An 18,502-nucleotide genomic window follows, 5' to 3' on the forward strand; every position below is an offset into this window, starting at 1 on the left:
AACAAAAAAGCCGGGCAAAGGATAGATATTTCATCTATACCCTTGTCCGGCTAATCTTTCACTGATTTGCCCTCCGAGCAGTTAACATTATAGCAAAACATAAATCAATGTCAAGAAGTTATTTTACATAATCTAATGAGTTTTTTCGCTCTCTTTAAGTATGACTATACATGGTAAAGGTGACATTTTCATTTAACCAAATGCAAGCAGAAGTCCCTCACTTCAACAGCTATAAGTAAGTGGTGGAAGTATGTCACCTATGACATATATTGTGAAAGTACTTAGCGTTTTATAAAATAATTATGATCAGATTATGAAATTTGAAAAAATTTTTAAATATTTTTTGAAAGAAAACGCTTGCAGATTGAAATGAAGTATGCTAAACTTTAGGCGTAATCGGGTAGTTATTGTGTAATGGCAAGCTAAACCTGCATAAGAAACAGTGAAACAGCAGTTCCATTGGTTTTGTGCAGGTTTTTTATATGAAAAGAGGTATGTGTATGAGAATCCATAAACTGATTAACAATAATATCGTCATTGTGAAAGATGAAGCAGGAAAAGAAACAATATTAATGGGTAGAGGTATCGGATTTAAAAAGCACCCAAACGATCCTATTGATGATCGTATGATTGAAAAACGTTTTGTCATGTCACAACAAGAAGGCATTACTCATCTAAGCGATTTATTGAATGAAATTCCAATACAGGAAATAGAAGCTGCTGTTACGATTATGGAAATGGCAACCGATACATTACATAAAAAGCTAAATGAAGGAATGATTATCTCATTAAGTGATCATATCCATACATCCATCGAACGAAGCAAGGATCATGTTTTTGTGAAAAATGTGCTGTTATGGGAAATAAAGAAGTTTTATCCAGAAGAATTTAAAATTGGTAAATCTGCTTTAGATATCATCGAAGATAAAACAGGTACTAAACTTCCTGAAGATGAAGCAGGTTTTATTGCTTTACATATCGTAAATGCACAAATGGAAGAATCTGTAGGTGATATGTATGGACTAACAAAAGTAATGCAGGAAATCATCAACATCATTAAATACACATGTAAAGTATCTTTTGATGAAGACTCTGTTTACTATTACCGCTTTATTACACATTTAAAATTCTTTGCACAACGTCTATTAACACATACAGAATATCAAAGTGATGAAAATGATACCTTGTTAACAATGGTGAAAACACAATACCATGAAGCCTATCAATGTGTCAGAAAAATCATGGAACTTATACAAAACAATTATGATTACTGTCTGTCAGATGAAGAACAGTTATACTTAACAATTCATATCGAAAGAATTGTTAAAAAATCAAAATAAGGAACCCGTATACTGATAGAAAGGAGGCAAGTGTGCACAGTATACGTCTAATTGGGTAGTTACATTCAGTTGGCTAAACCTTCATATATATAACATAAAAAATGGAGGTAAATGAATATGAAAGATTATAAACAACTGGCAATGGAGATTGTCAAACACGTCGGAGGAAAAGAAAACATTATTTCCCTTACACACTGCGTTACACGTCTGCGTTTTCAATTAAAGGATGAAAGCAAAGCTGATGATGAGATTCTAAAAAATATGGATGGTGTTGTTACTGTCATGAAATCTGGTGGGCAATATCAGGTAGTTATTGGAAATCATGTACCTATGGTATATGCTGATGTATGTGAAGTCGCTCAAATACATGCAGGTGATCATACAGATCAACCAAAAGTAAAAAAGAAACCTTTTGATATGCTTGTAGATACAGTATCTGGAATCTTCCAACCTATTTTATCTGTTTTATCTGCTGCTGGTATGATGAAAGGTCTTAATGCTTTGTGTTTAGCTATGGGATGGTATAGTGCTGGATCTGGTGCTGATGTTCTAATGACAACAATCGGTGATGCAATGTTTATGTTCTTACCAGTTATATTAGGATACACATCCGCAATAAAATTTGGTTTAAAACCATTTGTAGGATTGGTTATTGGTGCTGCATTATGTTATCCTGCTATCCAGGCAAGTACTTTGGCAGGTGCAGGAGAACCTTTATACACTTTATTCACAGGTAGTATATTTGAATCGCCAGTATACTTAACACTTTTTAATATTCCTATTATTACTATGGATTATACATCTACAGTCATACCAGTCATCCTGATATGCTATTTAGCTTCTAAAGTAGAAAAAGGCTTTAACAAAATTATTCCTGATCTTTTGAAATTCTTCTTTGTTCCTATGTTTACTCTTTTAATTTCACTTGTTATTGGATTTATTTTAATTGGTCCAATCGCAACATATGGTTCCAACATCATTGCATCTGGAATTATGCAGGTACGTAGTTTCTCTCCAATGATTGCTGGTGCGCTCGTTGGTGGACTTTGGCAAATTCTAGTTGTTTTTGGTTTACATTGGGGAATTATTCCAATTTATATCAATAATATCGCAACATTAGGATTTGATAATGTCATGCTACCATTCTTTGGAGGCTCATTTGCAACAACAGCTGTTGTTGTCGCAATGATGATTAAAACGAAAGATAAAAAATTAAAACAATTATGCATCCCTGCGTCTATTTCAGGTTTCTTTGGAGTCACAGAACCTGCGATTTACGGTATTCTACTTCCTAAGAAAAAGCCATTTATGCTAAGCTGTATTGCTGCTGCGTTAGTAGGTGGATTTTATGGATTATTCAACTTACGTGAATTTGCAATGGGAGGCTTAGGTATCTTTGGTTTTACTACTTTAATTGATCCAGTTACAAACAGCTTTGACAATATGTATGTTGGTATTATTGGCGCAGTTGCCGCTATGATTTTAGGGTTTGTATTTACCATGTTATTCTGGAAAGATGACACAAAAGAAGTAGTTGTTGAAGCAAGTGTTAAACCAACTGAATTGTTAAACAAAGAAATCATCCTTGCACCAATAAAAGGTGTAGTTCTTCCTTTATCTAAAGTTGAGGATTGTGCCTTCTCACAAGGTATCCTTGGTAAAGGTCTTGCAATAGAACCAGAAAAAGGAGAAGTTGTTTCTCCTGTAAATGGAACAATTACAACATTATTTCCTACTTATCATGCCATTGGTATTACATCAGATTCAGGAATTGAAGTATTAATTCATGTCGGTATGGATACAGTCCAATTAGAAGGCAAATATTTTCATCCTTGTATAAAACAAGGTGATCAGGTACATGCTGGTCAAACATTGTTAACATTTGAAATGGATCAAATCAAAAACGCGGGATATTCATTGCTGACCCCTGTGGTTATCACAAATACAGCTGATTATCTTGATGTTATGGAAACAGGTTTAGAGAATAAAGAAGAATTTTTAACAATCATTCGATAGGAGGATAACTTATGAGTACATTTCCTAAAGGATTTTTATGGGGTGGTGCGACTGCTGCCAACCAATGTGAAGGCGGTTATTTAGAAGGTAATCGAGGCCTATCAAATGTTGATTTTATTCCGTCTAAAGAAAATCGTTTTGCAATTGCATCAGGACAATTAGACCCAAAACATTTAAAAGATAATGAGTATTATCCTTCCAGAACTGCCATTGATATGTATCATCATTATATAGAAGATATTGCACTGTTCGCAGAAATGGGGTTTCAGGTATATCGTTTTTCCATCTGCTGGTCACGTATATTCCCACTTGGTGATGAAGATACACCGAATGAAGATGGCTTAGCATTTTACGAAGATATCATTGATACTTGTCTTTCTTATCATATAGAACCACTCATTACCATCAACCATTTTGATATCCCTATTCATTTGATTAAAACATATGGCGCATGGCGAAACAGAAAACTTATCGGTTTTTATTTGCGACTTTGTGAAACCTTATTTACACGTTTTAAAGGTAAAGTAAAATACTGGATTACATTTAATGAGATCAATATGATTTTGCATATGCCATATATGGCTGCCGGTTTAACGATTCAACCAGATGAAAACAAGACAGAAATGTGTTATCTTGCAGCACATCATGAATTATTAGCAAGTGCAAAGGCTGTAAAATTAGCACATCAAATTGATTCAGATTATAAGGTTGGATGTATGCTTGCCGCTGGTAATATGTATCCTTATTCTTGTAATCCAAATGATGTAATGGAAAGTATTCAGAAAGATCGTGAGAACTATTATTTTGCGGATATTCAAGTAAGAGGGTATTATCCATCTTATGCATTAAAGTTTTTAGAACAAAACCATATTTCGTTGTCAATTACAGAAGAAGATAAAGTGATTCTTTCACAAGGCTGTGTAGATTTTGTATCTTTCTCCTACTATAACAGTGGAGTAGCAAGTGCAGATCCTAACTTACAGGCAAATGCAAAAGGCAATGTGTTTCCTACCATTGAAAACCCCTATCTTTCCGCAAGTGAATGGGGATGGCAAATTGATCCTCTTGGGTTAAGAATTACTTTAAATGCCCTTTATGATCGTTATCAAAAGCCTTTATTTATCGTTGAAAATGGATTAGGCGCAAAAGATGAATTCATCAACGGTAGTGTAGATGATGATTATAGAATCAATTATCTACGTGATCATATCCAAGCAATGAAAGATGCTATTTTAATCGATGGTGTAGATTTAATTGGCTATACAACCTGGGGCTGTATTGATTTGATTAGCGCAAGTAGTGGTGAGATGAAAAAACGTTATGGATTTATATATGTTGATGCAGATGAGGATGGTCAAGGTACTTTTAAACGCTATAAGAAAAAATCATTTACATGGTATCAACAGGTAATTGCTTCAAATGGTGAAATATTATAAGCACTGTATATAATTAAAAAAGCTAGCAAATCACGAAAGGTTCGCTAGCTTTTTTGTAGATAAATAATCGACATTCATTGATTATTCTCATAATGTAAAAGAGAAATCTTCATTTAAATTCTTTACTACTCAAATCATTTTCTTTTCTTAATGCTATCCAAATACTCATGGAAAGCCTTTTGATCTCGCTTCAAATATCCCATCAAATGATGCTGATCAACAACTCTTACATGATGATTTAACAAAAATTCTAAAATATTATAAATCATTTGATTATCTAGTTTTTCGTTTAATGACATTGATTGTGAGAAACTAAGAAAACACGCTTCCTTAGTATAAAAGCGGATACTTAAATAATACGTATCAAATGAGGACTCCTTTGATTGTTTCCCTTGTGAAAAACGTAATGTAACCTTATCAATATCATGATATGGAATCACTTTATAAACTTTCTTATCATTTCCATATCTTAAAACATTCCAAGCCAGCTTTATACAATCTATAACTGTGGCACCTTCAAAGTACAACATATCATGTTCTCTTAGTTCCATATATTTAAACTGTGTGATACTTATTTGCAATATGAAACAAAATGGTGTAAAAATAAGTGCAAGTATCAATTCAAATAACGGATTTAGCATAATAGAGTTTGCGCCAGGTTGACTTTTATAATATAGAAAAACTAGTAAAAATACCAAATATATCGTAATACATATGCCAATTTGCGATAGTATGATATATGAGCGTGTTAATTTTTTACCATAGCTAATTTTCTCCATCAGATAGCCTCCCTTTTTGTTACTTCCATCATACATCAAGTACCAAACTATTACAAATAAAATACATATAACATCTTTTCTATGTATTGATTATAGAAATTTCTTTTATCAATGAAAAAAAGGAAAGACGAATTTTTGTCAATCCTTTAAATGATTCTGCTACAGGCGAGCACCACAAGAACACATATAATATGCCTCTTCATCTACCACTTTAACATTTTGTTTTTGATATTCTATTATTTCTTTCCAACCAGTAAATTCTCTATCTACTTTATAACTCCATCCACAACCGCAGACATCTCCACAATGTATAAAGCAATCCTCCTCCAAATCAAATCTAGCATGACAATGATTACATTCGTACCAATCGTCAATAATTTCATATTGTGCTTCATGTACTGTGACAGGAACTTCACGCTCTTCTGTATGACTCTTTTCAGGTACATATATGTCATAACTATGTTCATGTACAGGTTCTTTTGGTTTAGTATTCGTATTGCTGTTATCAGAATTGCTTATACTGTTGTTGCTACTTGGTTTATTATTGGAAGAATTATTGTTTCCTCCACTTGGTTTACTTGAAGAACTGCTTTGACTAGAACTGTTTTCAGTATTTGGTTTATTTTCCGCAACTTGTTGATTGTTGTTCGTTACCGTTTCCTTTACTTTATCATCTTTATTGCTCTGTTTTGTTTCTTCATTCGCTTGTTTCTTATTTTTGATTGAAACCGTTGTTTTTACTTTTACGATGATCTCATCAGCGTTTGTATCAAATGTTAATTTCACATCTTTGTTTTTCTTAAGGAATGTATTCAGGCCATCACCTTTCAATGTTATCGTATAAATGACTTCATATTTGCCTTCTTTAGAAGAATCAATCTTACTATCGTCAATTTCCACTTTTTCTACAATACTATCATCTACGGATACAAGTTTTTTCAAATCTACCTTAGCGCCTTTTTCTCTTTCATAATCTTTGATCCCTTTGATAATTTCTTTATCAATCAAAGGCTTGATTTCATCCAGCTTGACTTCCTTCTCAATTTTCTTTTGTTTCTGCTCAATTTGCTCAGTCTGCTTTGGTTCTGTGTCCTTATGACTGCCAGATTGCACCGCAAACCAAATGCCCCCAGCAACTAAAAGTACAATAACAACTACACCAGATATAACGATTCTTTTGTTGTTTTTGATATACTCTTTCATCTTTTCCATTTGTGTAAAATCTCCCTTTTCTTTCTTATTTTTTTTACAATTGCTTTCTTAATATATCATACCATGTTGTGAATATATGCACAATATCAATTTAGACATATTAATTCTATAATCTGATTAAGGAGTTGATTACGATTATAGATTACAGTCCATTATGGAAAACCATGAAGATCAAAGGTGTTTCACAATATAGATTATTGAAATCCGGAATTGATAATCGAACTTTAGATACTTTAAAGAACAACAGAAATATAACGTTACTTACACTAGAAAAGTTATGCAATATTTTAGATTGCACGCCGAATGATATTGTTACATTTGTGAATGATATTTCTCATGGAAAATAACGAAAAGGATATTTCACAGCGACTTGTATTGATATGAAATATCCTTTTTCTTTTTGTATATCAGTTTTCGTAATAAAGGTATTCTTAAAATAAACACAAATACTTTCCATTTCTCAATGTTTTATTTTTTGAAATCTCTTGAAGATCATATATCATGGAAGGAACTTTCTGAAATTCAATCAAGCTCAATTCATGATGCCCACACATGGCATGATCTGATGGCTGCATCTTATAAGCGGTTAAGAAACATACTACTTTCGCATGACATTCTTGTATGGATGCAGGAAGAATCACGCCATCTTCTATCCAAGCGATATGGGAATATATTTTTCCCATTGGAATATTTTGTTCTGTATAACTATGATGAAAAAGCATACAGTTTTCTTTACTAATATTATCTTTATACACCTGATAAGCTTCAGGCCATAACATGCCATCATTCTTAATGTTTTCAAAAATCTCTGGTATAATCTTTTGTTTCACAAACGCAGGTTGATATCTTGCCCACAATACTAATTTATCTTACATAAATACCTCTTATTTATTTTTTCTACTCATTATGATAAGTGCTGTTAATATCAAAGCACACCCAATTATTTTTGATAATGTTAAGGCTTCTCCTAATATCAGCCAGCCACATACAACAGAAGTGATCGGTTCAAATAAACAAAATAATGATGCTGTACTGCTTCCCAAATATTGAATCCCTTTTTGTAGAAGCACCACTGCAAGAAAGCTGGACATGATGGCAAGTACAATCAACAATCCATATGCTTCCCATGGCATTACAAAATGGATAGGATAAACAATAGAGCACACAAGTGTTTCTATAGCGATAAATGCTGCCAGATAGAACGATACTTTATAAGCATTTTCATGTGCTAATCGTGTTTTTTCAAGCTGTACCATATAGAATGCATATGTGAACGCAGATGCAATCGCCATAATCAGCCCTATAGGTTTTGCATTTGCGCTTAAGTCAAAGAAGCATAATGCCCCTAGTAAAGCTAACCCAAGAGCAACTTGTTTTTGTTTAGATATCTTTTGTTTATAGATGAAAAAGCATAATAATGACACAAATACCGGATATAGGAAATGAAGGGTTGTTGCACAGCCAATATCAATGTAGTTATAAGATGAAAACAGAAGAATCGTGGTTAGTCCACTGCCAAGTATCGCGATAATTGCGACGTTTTTTAGATCAAATTTTGAGATATGAAAGGATATTTTTTGATTATACATAATTATGGCAAGAATAGGTAGCACAAACAAGGAACGAAAGAATACGACGGTCATAGATGTTGCGCCATAGTCATAAATCATGGTTGTTAGAAGTGGCGTTAAGCCAAAAAGTATGGCAGATAATATTGTCGCAAATATCCCTTTTATACGCATATCCTTCCTCCTCGTATCGGGTTTTATTATACCGTATTGGCTTATAAAGTGAAATAGATTATGGCATTATTCTTACCATAATCTAATTTTTTATTGATATCTATGCTTACTATTACTCTTTCATTTATTTATATTCTCAAAAATTTTTATGTAAATATCCTTATCAGCTTTCATCAACGTAAGCCATCTACTTTTTACTTTAACTTAATCCTGATAATGAACGCATAACTAAGTCAACATCACGATTTTCTAATTCCTGAATGATGTGTAAATAAGTTTTTTGTGTTGTATTCATACTTGAGTGGCCCAACCTTCTAGCCACACTTGCGATAGACACCCCTGCAAACAACAATATTGATGCGTGTGTATGTCTTAATCCATGAACAGATATCACCGGCACATTGGCTTTTTTACAATATCTACTTAAAATATCATTCACTGTAGAATTATAAACCTTTCCTTTAACAAAAATTGGTTCTTCCTCTGGTAATCCTTTAATTAATTCAGAGAATTGAATAACCAATTGCCAGTCAATTTGAACTTTTCTTACTGAAGATTTATTTTTCGTTGGCAAAAATCCTCCGTCTCCTTTATAATTCCAAGTTTTGCTTACTGAAACTGATTGATGTGCAAAATCAAAATCTTTTGGTGTTAATGCCAACGCTTCAGAAAATCTCAAACCTGTTTTCGCAACTAATAGAATAAACCAATCCCAATTAATTTCTGATTTCAAATCTAAAATTGAAATTAATGTATGTAGTTCAAATTGATTCAAATACTTTATCTTCTTATTTTCATTAGGCGTTTTCCCTTTAATTATCGCTTTACGTGTAGGATCTCTTGGAATTATTCCTTCGTCTACGGCATCTAATATTGCGCCTTTGAGTTGATGATGAAAGTCCATAGTAGTTTGCCTTTCGTGTGTAATGGCATAATCATTTAAAAGTTGTTGATATGTTATTCTACTTAAGTCACATACTTTTAAATCAGGAACAAGTTTAACTAACCATCGCTGAGTCATCAAATACTTGTCTAATGTTACCTTTCTTATTGCACCTTCCTTGTATACAGAAATCCATTTTGCATAATACTCACAGAATAACTCCGTGTTTTCAACATTTTCTAACATTTTTTCCTCCATTTTTATCTAGATGGCTTACGCTTGATGAAGGGTGATAAGGTGATCAAGCTTATTGAAATACGCTCCAATCCTTTCCTGTTCATCTAATGTTGGAAGCATTGCATTCATTGCTTTTAAGTCGGCAAAAGGTGGAATATTTTTCATAGCGGAACCATTACTATGTTCTTTTGAAAAATCATCAATCATGTTAGTAAAAAGTAATTTATATAATTCTTTTGATATTATTTTCTCATTTACCCTTACTCTCATAAGAGCTTGATTTATAACTCCGACCTCGGAATTATCGGGTAATTCGTACATTTCTCCAATAGTTCCTGCACAAGAAACAAGAATATCTCCACCATGTGTTTCAAATGCTTTTAATTCGTTTGCATATTCTTTTGTGATAAAATATCTTTGCAATTTCCAATTTTTACCGATAGCATTTTGCTGTTCGTAAACCTTAACTGAGTTTTCACTTTTTGGAACAAAAATCTCTTTTTTTAATGCACTTCCAAATGGACCTTTTTTATAATCAGCGATCTCTCCTAGCTTACGCTGTTCCCAATCATCATGAAATCCTTTGAAACGAAGAGCGGGTTTTTTTGATTCTTCCATATTACTTACCCATTAAAAGTGATTTAAATTCACTTAAGCCTTTCATATCAAATTCATTACCTTCCAAATCATCAATCATAGCACATAATTGTTTCTCCGTTTCCCTAATCTGCGATTCAATTTCAAAATAAGTTGTTCCATATTTATTTTGTAGATTTTGTATTTTTGATACTAAGTGATCTACGATAGCGTTTGGTAACCTAAACAAATTTTCAATTAAGCTTTCAATCCATTTTATCTCCAATAATGCATAAACTTCATCATTTGATAAATTCTCTATCGTTTCCTTGGTTAATTTAATAAGATTTGTGGTTTCACTTTTTATTTGCGATTTTAGCTCTTTTTCTTCTTTAACTAAACTTTCTACCTCAGATAATTTTTCTTTAAATGCAATTGTTTCATTTGACTGTGTTTCTGATTGAAGCTCTTTTAATTTTTTTGTTACTTCTTTTGTGACAAAAGCATCATTGCTTTCATTTAAAACATCTGTTTCTTTTTCTTCTTCTGTCATTGAGTCTATAATTTCTTCATAGCAAGATGGAATCTGAGATAATCTGTTTTCTTTATTTTTTAAAGCCTGATATTCATCATACAATAGCTCTTTTTGTACTAATTCAAATGGTATAATATGACCTACCCATCCATTTTGAATTTCTTGTTCCTTTCCATCTTTCTTTTTTATAATCAAATTAGGATCAACTTTTTTCGTTGCCTCAAAGCCTTCAGTCTGAATAATTTCTAGATCAATCGCTATGTTTGTCCAACTTTCATGTAATAACTGATATGCTGCATATTTATCAATTATAGGCATTTGTGACAGACGTGAGAATATATCTTCACTTATTAGACTTTCTGTTTTTGAGATTTCTACATTCATCATCTTCTCGATTAATTCCTTTTTTAGATAGATTCGGAAATCATCAAAGGCTTGTTTAAATTTATTTTCAAACATGACCACATCTGGATGTTGTTTGATTGAGGTTTTAATATCTTCAACTACTAAATCCACATAAGGCTTATCACTTGTGGAAAATAGAGTAGTTTTCAGTGTAGGAAACGCTTGCCAGTATTCATCTAATTCATTTAATTCAGATACTGGAATGCCACCAAACATCGAAGCATATATATCCCAACTTTCCACACTTTCTGATGAATCAACGTAACGAGGTATATTTAAATTATAATCATTAGATCTAATTTCTTCACGACTTACAACACGGGAAAATTTATCAATACTTTCTCTTTTCATTACTGTATCTGAAATTTTCTTGATATCCGATGCACGTAATACATTATTTTTCCCTTCTTTTGCGAATCCTTTTGATGCATCAATAATTAATACATTTGTATTCTCTCTCTTTTGCTTTAATACAATGATGATTGTTGGTATACCTGTTCCATAAAATATATTTGCAGGTAAACCTATAATCGTATCAATATGATTGTTTTCAATCAAATTTTTACGTATAACGCCTTCCTCTCCACCTCTGAATAATACACCATGAGGTAGAACTATCGTCATGATTCCATCAGGTTTGACATGGAATAAATCATGAAGAAGAAATGCATAATCTGCTTTTCCTTTTGGTGCTAAGCCAAAACGAGCATATCTTGGATCATGTTCTTTATTTGTAGGATCCCACGATTGTGAATATGGTGGATTAGAAACGACAGCATCTATATATAGTGGATCATACGTATTAGCAGGATCATTTTCATCGAAGTATGGCCAATCATCTTCTAGCGTATCTGCATTCCTTGTGACGATATTATCTGGTTTTATTCCTCTCATTACAAGATTCATACGAGTCAAGTTATATGTGTTTTCTTTTAATTCTTGTGCATAATACTTTATATTATTGCTGTCGTTCATATATTTTGATACACTATGCCCTATATTTATCAATAATGAACCTGACCCACTTGTAGGATCATATATTTTTATTTCATTTTTACCTTTTAAATGATTTGCGACAATTTCAGACATTAACAGAGATACTTCATGTGGTGTATAAAATTCACCTGCTTTTTTACCAGCATTGGCAGCAAACCTACTAATTAAAAATTCATAAATAAATCCCAATACATCATATCCCTGTTTACTGTCCATTGGAATATCTTTGATTAATTGTAATAAATCTCTTACTGCTTTTGTTTGTGATCCTGAGCTATCCCCTAATTTGCTTAAGCCTGTTTGTAGTGTATAAAAAACTCCATCAAATACTTTTTTATGAGATACATATATTTTTCTACTAAATGCGGACAATGCATCTCTAACATTAGAAATATCAAAATCTCTGCCCATATGAATCCATGTGGAAAATAAGTTTTGATAGGAGATAAAATATCCTACATTCTTTTGAATATATTCGACTGTTTCTTCATCTTTTTCTGTTAGTTCTTTAATATCCTCATCACTAAAGTCATTTTCTTTCAAAAACTTTATTTCTTGATCAGATAGATATTTGTAAAAAATGAAGCCAAGAATATAATCTTTATATTCGTTTGCCTCTATTTTAGATCGCATTTTATTTGCGGATTCCCATATTTTATTTGCAAGTTGTTGTTTATTCATTTTTGTTTTTGTTCCTTCCTGTCTTGTATCATTATTATCATATATATATTAAATCATCATTTAATAAATTTCATCACTTCCCTTAGGTATATATTATATCTTTTTTATTCATGAAAATATATTGTCACTTTATCCTTTATTTACTTTTTTCAATTTTATAGCAATATTTCCATAAAAAGGATCAAATCCTTCGCATATATCTTCATAATCCCTTAAAATATATGTTTCATTTCGGTCAAAACCAATAACTTCAAAAGATATCGTCATATAATCACAGCTATTGATAATAGAAAATGTATTTTGCTTAATTGAGCATAGAATTGGTTTTCCTTTTAATGCCAAAAATACTTTATTAATTTTTATACTTTCAATTGTTGATTTTATTATTAAATCTTCCACAATTACCTGAAAATTATAAAATCCTTGTTTTTCAAACTTTTCCATGATCTTTAAACAAACTAAGTCTGTTGTATCTATTTGAAGTAAACCAAATTGAAATTTTTTGTGATAGTCAACATTTGAAACTAAAGATATATTATTTTGACTTTCTGAAAACATAGGCACTGTTTTTGTTTTAGCCTTTTTCTTCTTTTTATTATTCTCTTTATTGGGTTGCTTAATTTCCTCCAATATTTGTTTCTTATCTTTTTCTCTGTATTTTATACAATGTGCAGAGCCCTTGCATTGTTGTGCATAAGCCCAACACGTTCCTTCATCATAAAATTTACAATTCTTTTTTTGCCTCCTATCATCCCCACTCTGTCGATGCACTCTTTCAACATGCCATGGAATGCTAGTCATTCTATTTACCCCCACTTTATCAAGCTCCTTCATTAGTATATAACGTTCTGAATTGCAACCAATTGTTAGCGATTACATCGTATCATGAATTGTTAAAATAAACAATAGATCCTTAACTTTCACTTTTTTATGACTAAAGCCTGATTCCTTAAAACAATGACTTTAATAGTTTTATAATCTATAGCATGTTCTGGAATTAAAGCAGAAATATCATCAACATCAATATAGTCAAAAATGGTTTAAACAGAATAAATATTGGTAGAGTGTATGAGATGAATTACTTCTATACTTGATGTATTTGGTAATTCTAGTGATTGCTTCATCTCTATTCATAACAGATCACCAACCTTTCACAATAGTGCTTTCAATAAAGACGATGTTATAGTAAAATATGTTTAGTAATTTAGCTAGCTTATTTTCAAAGTTCCTACAGAACAAATTAATTCAATAAAATACGAAGTAAAAATTAGACAATAAAAAGAAGAAAGGATGAGAATAATGAATAATTTACTAGATTTTAACCAAAAGCAGGCAGAAGTCCCCCACTTCAACGGCGATAAGTAAGTGGTGGGATGAATGCAGCAATATGTAATTTTTTATTATTATTTTTTCTTTTTTTCTATAGCTATTACAACTATTCTGTGTTATAATATCCTCATCAATTAGCTGGTAGCAGTATGGTCAGTCGATTATAATTAAGGGCGGTGATTATAGTGCAATTAGATAGTAATATGCATTCAGTCTTTTTTCTTCATTATCGTTTGATCTTCACAACTAAGTATCGTAGAGATGTCTTTGACGATATGATCAGTCATCGAGCGATGGAGATTTTTATTCATATCGCTTCAAACTACAATATCACATTAGAAGAATGGAATCATGATGTCGATCATGTCCACATCCTTTTTTCTTCTCACCCAAATTCAGAGCTTTGTAAATTCATCAATGCTTATAAAAGTGCCAGTTCACGCTTGCTAAAAAAAGAGTTTCCTCAGATCCGCGAAAAGCTTTGGAAACAGCAGTTATGGAGTCAAAGCTATTGTTTGATCAGTGTAGGGGATGCGCCTCTTGAAATCATCAAGCAATATATCAAGACACAAGGAAAGCCTGGTGAACAACATGATGATTAAGATGAGAAAAGGATATCAATATGCTATTACTCCTACACAGCAACAAGCACAAAAGATTGAACAGAATATCGGATGTGCACGTTTTATCTACAACAAGCTGCTTGAAGATAAAATAAAGTACTATGAAACAAACAAAAAGTCTATCCGTTTGACACCAGCACCATATAAATCAGAATATCCATTCTTAAAAGATGCAGACTCTATGGCACTTACCAATGCACAGATAAATTTAGAAACAGCATTCAAAAAGTTTTCTGATGAACCTAAAATTGGATTTCCTAAGTTCAAATGTAAGCATAAGTGCAGAGCAAGCTATACGACGAATCGTGTAAATAATAACATCAGGATCACTGAATCAGATCAAAATCACAGGATGTACATCAAGCTTCCCAAACTAGGCGAAGTCAAAATAAAGCTTCATAGGCTCCCACAAGGCAGTTTAAAATCAGTAACTGTATTCAGACAAGCAGACAAATACTATGTATCTATCTTATTTGAAGAAGAAATAGAAATAAGCAAATGCCCGATAATCAAAGGTATTGGCTTAGATTATTCTCAAAAAGAACTGTATGTAAATAGTGAAGGAAATCATTGTGGATATCCACATTATTATCGTGTCAGTGAAAGAAAGCTGGCAAGAGAAAATAGAAAACTATCAAAGATGAAAAAAGGAAGTAATAATTACATCAAGCAAAAAGCAAAGATTGCAAAATTACATTTACATATCGCTAATCAAAGAAAAGATTTTCTACACAAAGAAAGTAGGAAGATAGCCAATTCTTACGATTATGTTGCAGTAGAAGATATTGATATGAAAGCATTGAGTCAGGCACTTCATTTAGCAAAGAACCTATTAGACAATGGATTTGGAATGTTTCGTAAGATGCTGGAATATAAGCTAGAAGAACAAGGGAAAGTCTTAGTCAAGGTAGATAAATGGTATGCAAGTACACAAATATGTCATCAATGTGGATCAAAACAAAAGATGGAATTAAAAGAACGTCAATATATTTGTCCAAAATGTGGATATGAAGCAGACCGAGATGAGAATGCAGCAAAGAACCTAAGAGAAGAAGGAAAACGGATACTAGAAAGTATCTGATGAAAGATAATAAAAAGAACCGAAGGACGAGCGGGGATAGCTTGCGAATGCTTGAAACGATAGTTTCATCGAACAAGAAGCCCCACTTCTATGCTTTGCATAAGTGGTGGGAGTACGTCACTCAACTTATTGAAGTTGAGAAAACAGATGATATTGTTTCTGATTTAAAGAATATTATTGATTTATCACAAAAACAGGCATATCAAGCAATTAATACGGCTTTAGTTTATCGAAACTGGTTAATTGGATATAGAATAGCTGAAGAAGAACTAAAGGATGAAGATCGTGCTGAATATGGAACAACACTTATAAGAAAATTATCAAAAGAACTTACAAATGAGTATGGTAAAGGATATACAAAAACAAATCTTTACAGTTTTTATTCTTTCTATAAAATGTATCCAAACATTTTCCACTCAGTGAGTGGAAAATCTGTTCCATTGCTCAGCTGGACTCATTATCGTACTCTAATACAAGTAAAAGATGATAAAGCACGTAACTGGTATGAGAATGAAGCAATTGAACAAACTTGGAGTGTTAGAACCTTGCAACGTAATATTTCATCACAATATTATTATCGTTTATTAAAATCTCAAGTAAAAGAACCAGTAATCGAAGAAATGAAACAACTTACAGGTAATAGTAAATATGATAAGTTAGAATTTATTAAAAATCCAGTGATTGCAGAATTCTTGTCTTTATCAACTGATACATCATTTACTGAAACACAGCTTGAATCAAGTATTATTAGTAATCTTCAAAAATTCTTAATGGAACTTGGAAAAGGATATGCATTTATCTCCAGGCAACAACATATTCATACAGAAAAACAAGATTATTTTATTGACTTAGTTTTCTATAATTACTATTTAAAATGTTTTGTGCTAATTGATTTGAAAACAGAAAAAGTAACACATCAAGATGTAGGACAAATGGATATGTATGTAAGAATGTATGATGAATTAAAGCGTACAGAAGGAGATAACCCTACTATTGGTATTATTTTATGTTCAGATACAGATGAAGATATTGCTCGTTATTCAGTTTTAAAAGGAAATGAACAGTTATTTGCAAGTAAGTATAAACTATATTTGCCTACGGATGAAGAATTAAGAGCTGAAATTGAAGCGCAAAAGACAATATTTAAATTACAGCATAATGAATAAATAAAAACGACTAATTAAGAAATAGATTCTTGGTTAGTCGTTATCTATATAAAATCACAACTAATTCAATTGAAATAAACTGCAATATTTCCCCTCATATGAAATATTTATGATATCACACGAAAACTCTGCCATTTTTTAGAACGGAAACGATAATAGAATAAACAACCTCTGATTACCCAGTCTAAACACATTGCAAAAGCAATACCAATCACACCCAGATTACATACAATACCTAGAATATATGAGAAAATAAATCTACCAAATATTGTTGAACAAATGGATACAATCATCGTAAATTTCACATCACCAGTTGCTCTTAATCCATCACTTAATGGCCCAGAGAATGGGAATACAAATGCATTACATACATTGTGAATCAATACCAATAAGAACACCAGCTGTTTTGTTTCTTCAGCTAATGCATAGAAGTGCAGGATCAGTGGCATAGCGAGCAAAATCAAAGCATTCCATATGATTGATATTATAAAGGTAATCTTCAACAGCTTTTTGAAATACATCTCAGCCTGTACAATATCATGATCACCCATCACTCTTCCAATGACTGTGATAAATACCGGACTCATACTGATTCCTGTAAGTGCAGCAAGTGACCAGATACTTTGTGCAACACCATTGGCGGCAATTTGATAGGTCCCAAATAATGCCACAATACTGCTTAATGCCACTTTCACAAGTTGGAAGATCCCACTTTCGATACCATTTGGAATCGCAATACTTAATATTCTCTTCAATAAATCTTGATGCCAGCTGATGATCCATTTGACTTGATAATATACCATATTCTTTTTATCAAAACACATTATGGTAATCACAACGGCAGAAAAGATTCTTGCCAGTAAAGAAGGGTATGCGACACCGGCAACACCGGCATGTAAAACAAATACCCCAATACAGTTTCCAATAACATTAATGATATTAGAACCAATAGAAATATACATGGTTGTTTTCGTTTTCCCAAAACTGCGATATACAGCAGCACCAGCATTATATACGGCAAGTGCTGGATAAGAGTAAATAGAGATACGTAAATATGTCATGCAGGATGCCATTACAGCAGGCTCAACATTTCCAAATAATAAACTTAATATGGAACGTGCATTTATCAGAATACACAAGGATATTACAATGGAGAAAAGAGTGGAAAACATCAATAGCTGACTTGCGGACATGCCCGCATGTGTACTGTCTTTTCTTCCGATATATTGACTAATGACAACAGCTCCCCCTGATGCCAGTGCCGTGAAAAGATAAATGAATACTGTATTAAACATATTGACCAAGGATACCCCGGAAACAGCGGCTTCTCCCGCAAAACTTATGATAAATGTATCCGCAAGACCAACCAGCATAACCAGCAGCTGTTCCATAAACAAGGGGAGTATCATTTTCTTTAAATCTTGATTTGTGAACATAAATTACCTTCCTTTTTCTATAAATTTGC

General features: G+C 32.3%; 16 protein-coding genes. 7 read left to right on the plus strand and 9 right to left on the minus strand.

Going from position 1 to position 18,502, the window contains the following annotated elements; genetic code table 11:
* Window positions 1–500 precede the first annotated feature (500 nt).
* The 3 genes from licT (at window position 501) to DW114_RS04030 (ending at window position 4,792) form a co-directional block, all read left to right on the plus strand.
* On the plus strand, window positions 501–1,340 hold the full coding sequence (gene licT / locus DW114_RS04020; RefSeq protein WP_117452513.1) for a BglG family transcription antiterminator LicT: 840 nt from the start codon (window positions 501–503) through the stop codon (window positions 1,338–1,340).
* A gap of 117 nt (window positions 1,341–1,457) precedes the next feature.
* A complete protein-coding gene (locus tag DW114_RS04025) occupies window positions 1,458–3,356 on the plus strand; it encodes a beta-glucoside-specific PTS transporter subunit IIABC (protein ID WP_117452514.1) in 1,899 nt (632 codons plus the stop codon).
* Between the two features lie 11 nt (window positions 3,357–3,367).
* A complete protein-coding gene (locus DW114_RS04030) occupies window positions 3,368–4,792 on the plus strand; it encodes a 6-phospho-beta-glucosidase (RefSeq protein ID WP_117452515.1) in 1,425 nt (474 codons plus the stop codon).
* Between the two features lie 134 nt (window positions 4,793–4,926).
* On the opposite strand, the gene DW114_RS04035 is transcribed toward DW114_RS04030, so the two are convergent.
* Complete coding sequence (locus tag DW114_RS04035; protein WP_117452516.1) at window positions 4,927–5,571, minus strand: hypothetical protein; 645 nt, start codon at window positions 5,569–5,571, stop codon at window positions 4,927–4,929.
* 159 nt (window positions 5,572–5,730) lie between these two features.
* Entirely contained in the window at window positions 5,731–6,783 is a 1,053-nt protein-coding gene (locus tag DW114_RS04040; RefSeq protein ID WP_117452517.1) for a hypothetical protein, read from the minus strand.
* A 164-nt stretch (window positions 6,784–6,947) separates the two neighbouring features.
* Between DW114_RS04040 and DW114_RS04045 the strand changes: the two genes are divergently transcribed.
* Window positions 6,948–7,130 carry a helix-turn-helix domain-containing protein gene (locus tag DW114_RS04045; protein ID WP_233511351.1) on the plus strand — a complete coding sequence of 61 codons (183 nt, stop codon included), beginning with the start codon at window positions 6,948–6,950 and terminating at the stop codon, window positions 7,128–7,130.
* 84 nt (window positions 7,131–7,214) lie between these two features.
* Here DW114_RS04045 and DW114_RS04050 read toward each other — a convergent pair whose 3' ends face one another.
* The 6 genes from DW114_RS04050 to DW114_RS04075 all read right to left on the minus strand — a co-directional run bounded on the left by DW114_RS04050 (window position 7,215) and on the right by DW114_RS04075 (window position 13,654).
* On the minus strand, window positions 7,215–7,640 hold the full coding sequence (locus DW114_RS04050) for a hypothetical protein (protein ID WP_117452518.1): 426 nt from the start codon (window positions 7,638–7,640) through the stop codon (window positions 7,215–7,217).
* Window positions 7,641–7,667: 27 nt separating this feature from the next.
* Entirely contained in the window at window positions 7,668–8,525 is an 858-nt protein-coding gene (locus tag DW114_RS04055; protein WP_117452519.1) for a DMT family transporter, read from the minus strand.
* A gap of 199 nt (window positions 8,526–8,724) precedes the next feature.
* The gene (locus tag DW114_RS04060; protein WP_117452520.1) at window positions 8,725–9,654 is read right to left on the minus strand and encodes a site-specific integrase; all 930 of its coding nucleotides are present in this window, start codon (window positions 9,652–9,654) and stop codon (window positions 8,725–8,727) included.
* Between the two features lie 27 nt (window positions 9,655–9,681).
* The gene (locus tag DW114_RS04065; RefSeq protein WP_117452521.1) at window positions 9,682–10,263 is read right to left on the minus strand and encodes a restriction endonuclease subunit S; all 582 of its coding nucleotides are present in this window, start codon (window positions 10,261–10,263) and stop codon (window positions 9,682–9,684) included.
* Between the two features lies 1 nt (window position 10,264).
* On the minus strand, window positions 10,265–12,838 hold the full coding sequence (locus DW114_RS04070; RefSeq protein ID WP_117452522.1) for a type I restriction-modification system subunit M: 2,574 nt from the start codon (window positions 12,836–12,838) through the stop codon (window positions 10,265–10,267).
* Between the two features lie 129 nt (window positions 12,839–12,967).
* Entirely contained in the window at window positions 12,968–13,654 is a 687-nt protein-coding gene (locus DW114_RS04075) for a hypothetical protein (protein WP_147322614.1), read from the minus strand.
* 698 nt (window positions 13,655–14,352) lie between these two features.
* Between DW114_RS04075 and tnpA the strand changes: the two genes are divergently transcribed.
* The 3 genes from tnpA to DW114_RS04090 are packed head-to-tail and all read left to right on the plus strand — an operon-like array spanning window position 14,353 to window position 17,037.
* The gene (tnpA, locus tag DW114_RS04080; protein ID WP_117452524.1) at window positions 14,353–14,769 is read left to right on the plus strand and encodes an IS200/IS605 family transposase; all 417 of its coding nucleotides are present in this window, start codon (window positions 14,353–14,355) and stop codon (window positions 14,767–14,769) included.
* Window positions 14,759–15,871 (plus strand): RNA-guided endonuclease InsQ/TnpB family protein, encoded by a 1,113-nt coding sequence (locus DW114_RS04085; protein WP_233511346.1) that lies wholly within the window; start codon window positions 14,759–14,761, stop codon window positions 15,869–15,871. The genes tnpA and DW114_RS04085 overlap by 11 nt, the downstream gene beginning before the upstream one ends.
* A 47-nt stretch (window positions 15,872–15,918) precedes the next feature.
* Window positions 15,919–17,037 carry a PDDEXK nuclease domain-containing protein gene (locus tag DW114_RS04090; RefSeq protein ID WP_233511347.1) on the plus strand — a complete coding sequence of 373 codons (1,119 nt, stop codon included), beginning with the start codon at window positions 15,919–15,921 and terminating at the stop codon, window positions 17,035–17,037.
* A gap of 107 nt (window positions 17,038–17,144) precedes the next feature.
* On the opposite strand, the gene DW114_RS04095 is transcribed toward DW114_RS04090, so the two are convergent.
* Entirely contained in the window at window positions 17,145–18,473 is a 1,329-nt protein-coding gene (locus DW114_RS04095) for an MATE family efflux transporter (protein WP_117452525.1), read from the minus strand.
* Window positions 18,474–18,502 lie beyond the last annotated feature (29 nt).

The organism is Absiella sp. AM09-50 (genome assembly GCF_003433845.1).
GTDB classification, from domain to species: domain Bacteria; phylum Bacillota_I; class Bacilli_A; order Erysipelotrichales; family Erysipelotrichaceae; genus Hoskinsella; species Hoskinsella hominis.

Excerpts from the sequence above, each read along its gene's own strand:
- licT (WP_117452513.1), top strand. The coding sequence starts at position 501 with ATGAGAATCCATAAACTGATTAACAATAATATCGTCATTGTGAAAGAT.
- DW114_RS04025 (WP_117452514.1), top strand. The coding sequence starts at position 1,458 with ATGAAAGATTATAAACAACTGGCAATGGAGATTGTCAAACACGTCGGA.
- DW114_RS04030 (WP_117452515.1), top strand. The coding sequence starts at position 3,368 with ATGAGTACATTTCCTAAAGGATTTTTATGGGGTGGTGCGACTGCTGCC.
- DW114_RS04035 (WP_117452516.1), bottom strand. The coding sequence starts at position 5,571 with ATGGAGAAAATTAGCTATGGTAAAAAATTAACACGCTCATATATCATA.
- DW114_RS04040 (WP_117452517.1), bottom strand. The coding sequence starts at position 6,783 with ATGGAAAAGATGAAAGAGTATATCAAAAACAACAAAAGAATCGTTATA.
- DW114_RS04045 (WP_233511351.1), top strand. The coding sequence starts at position 6,948 with ATGAAGATCAAAGGTGTTTCACAATATAGATTATTGAAATCCGGAATT.
- DW114_RS04055 (WP_117452519.1), bottom strand. The coding sequence starts at position 8,525 with ATGCGTATAAAAGGGATATTTGCGACAATATTATCTGCCATACTTTTT.
- DW114_RS04060 (WP_117452520.1), bottom strand. The coding sequence starts at position 9,654 with ATGTTAGAAAATGTTGAAAACACGGAGTTATTCTGTGAGTATTATGCA.
- DW114_RS04065 (WP_117452521.1), bottom strand. The coding sequence starts at position 10,263 with ATGGAAGAATCAAAAAAACCCGCTCTTCGTTTCAAAGGATTTCATGAT.
- DW114_RS04070 (WP_117452522.1), bottom strand. The coding sequence starts at position 12,838 with ATGAATAAACAACAACTTGCAAATAAAATATGGGAATCCGCAAATAAA.
- DW114_RS04085 (WP_233511346.1), top strand. The coding sequence starts at position 14,759 with ATGATGATTAAGATGAGAAAAGGATATCAATATGCTATTACTCCTACA.
- DW114_RS04090 (WP_233511347.1), top strand. The coding sequence starts at position 15,919 with ATGCTTGAAACGATAGTTTCATCGAACAAGAAGCCCCACTTCTATGCT.
- DW114_RS04095 (WP_117452525.1), bottom strand. The coding sequence starts at position 18,473 with ATGTTCACAAATCAAGATTTAAAGAAAATGATACTCCCCTTGTTTATG.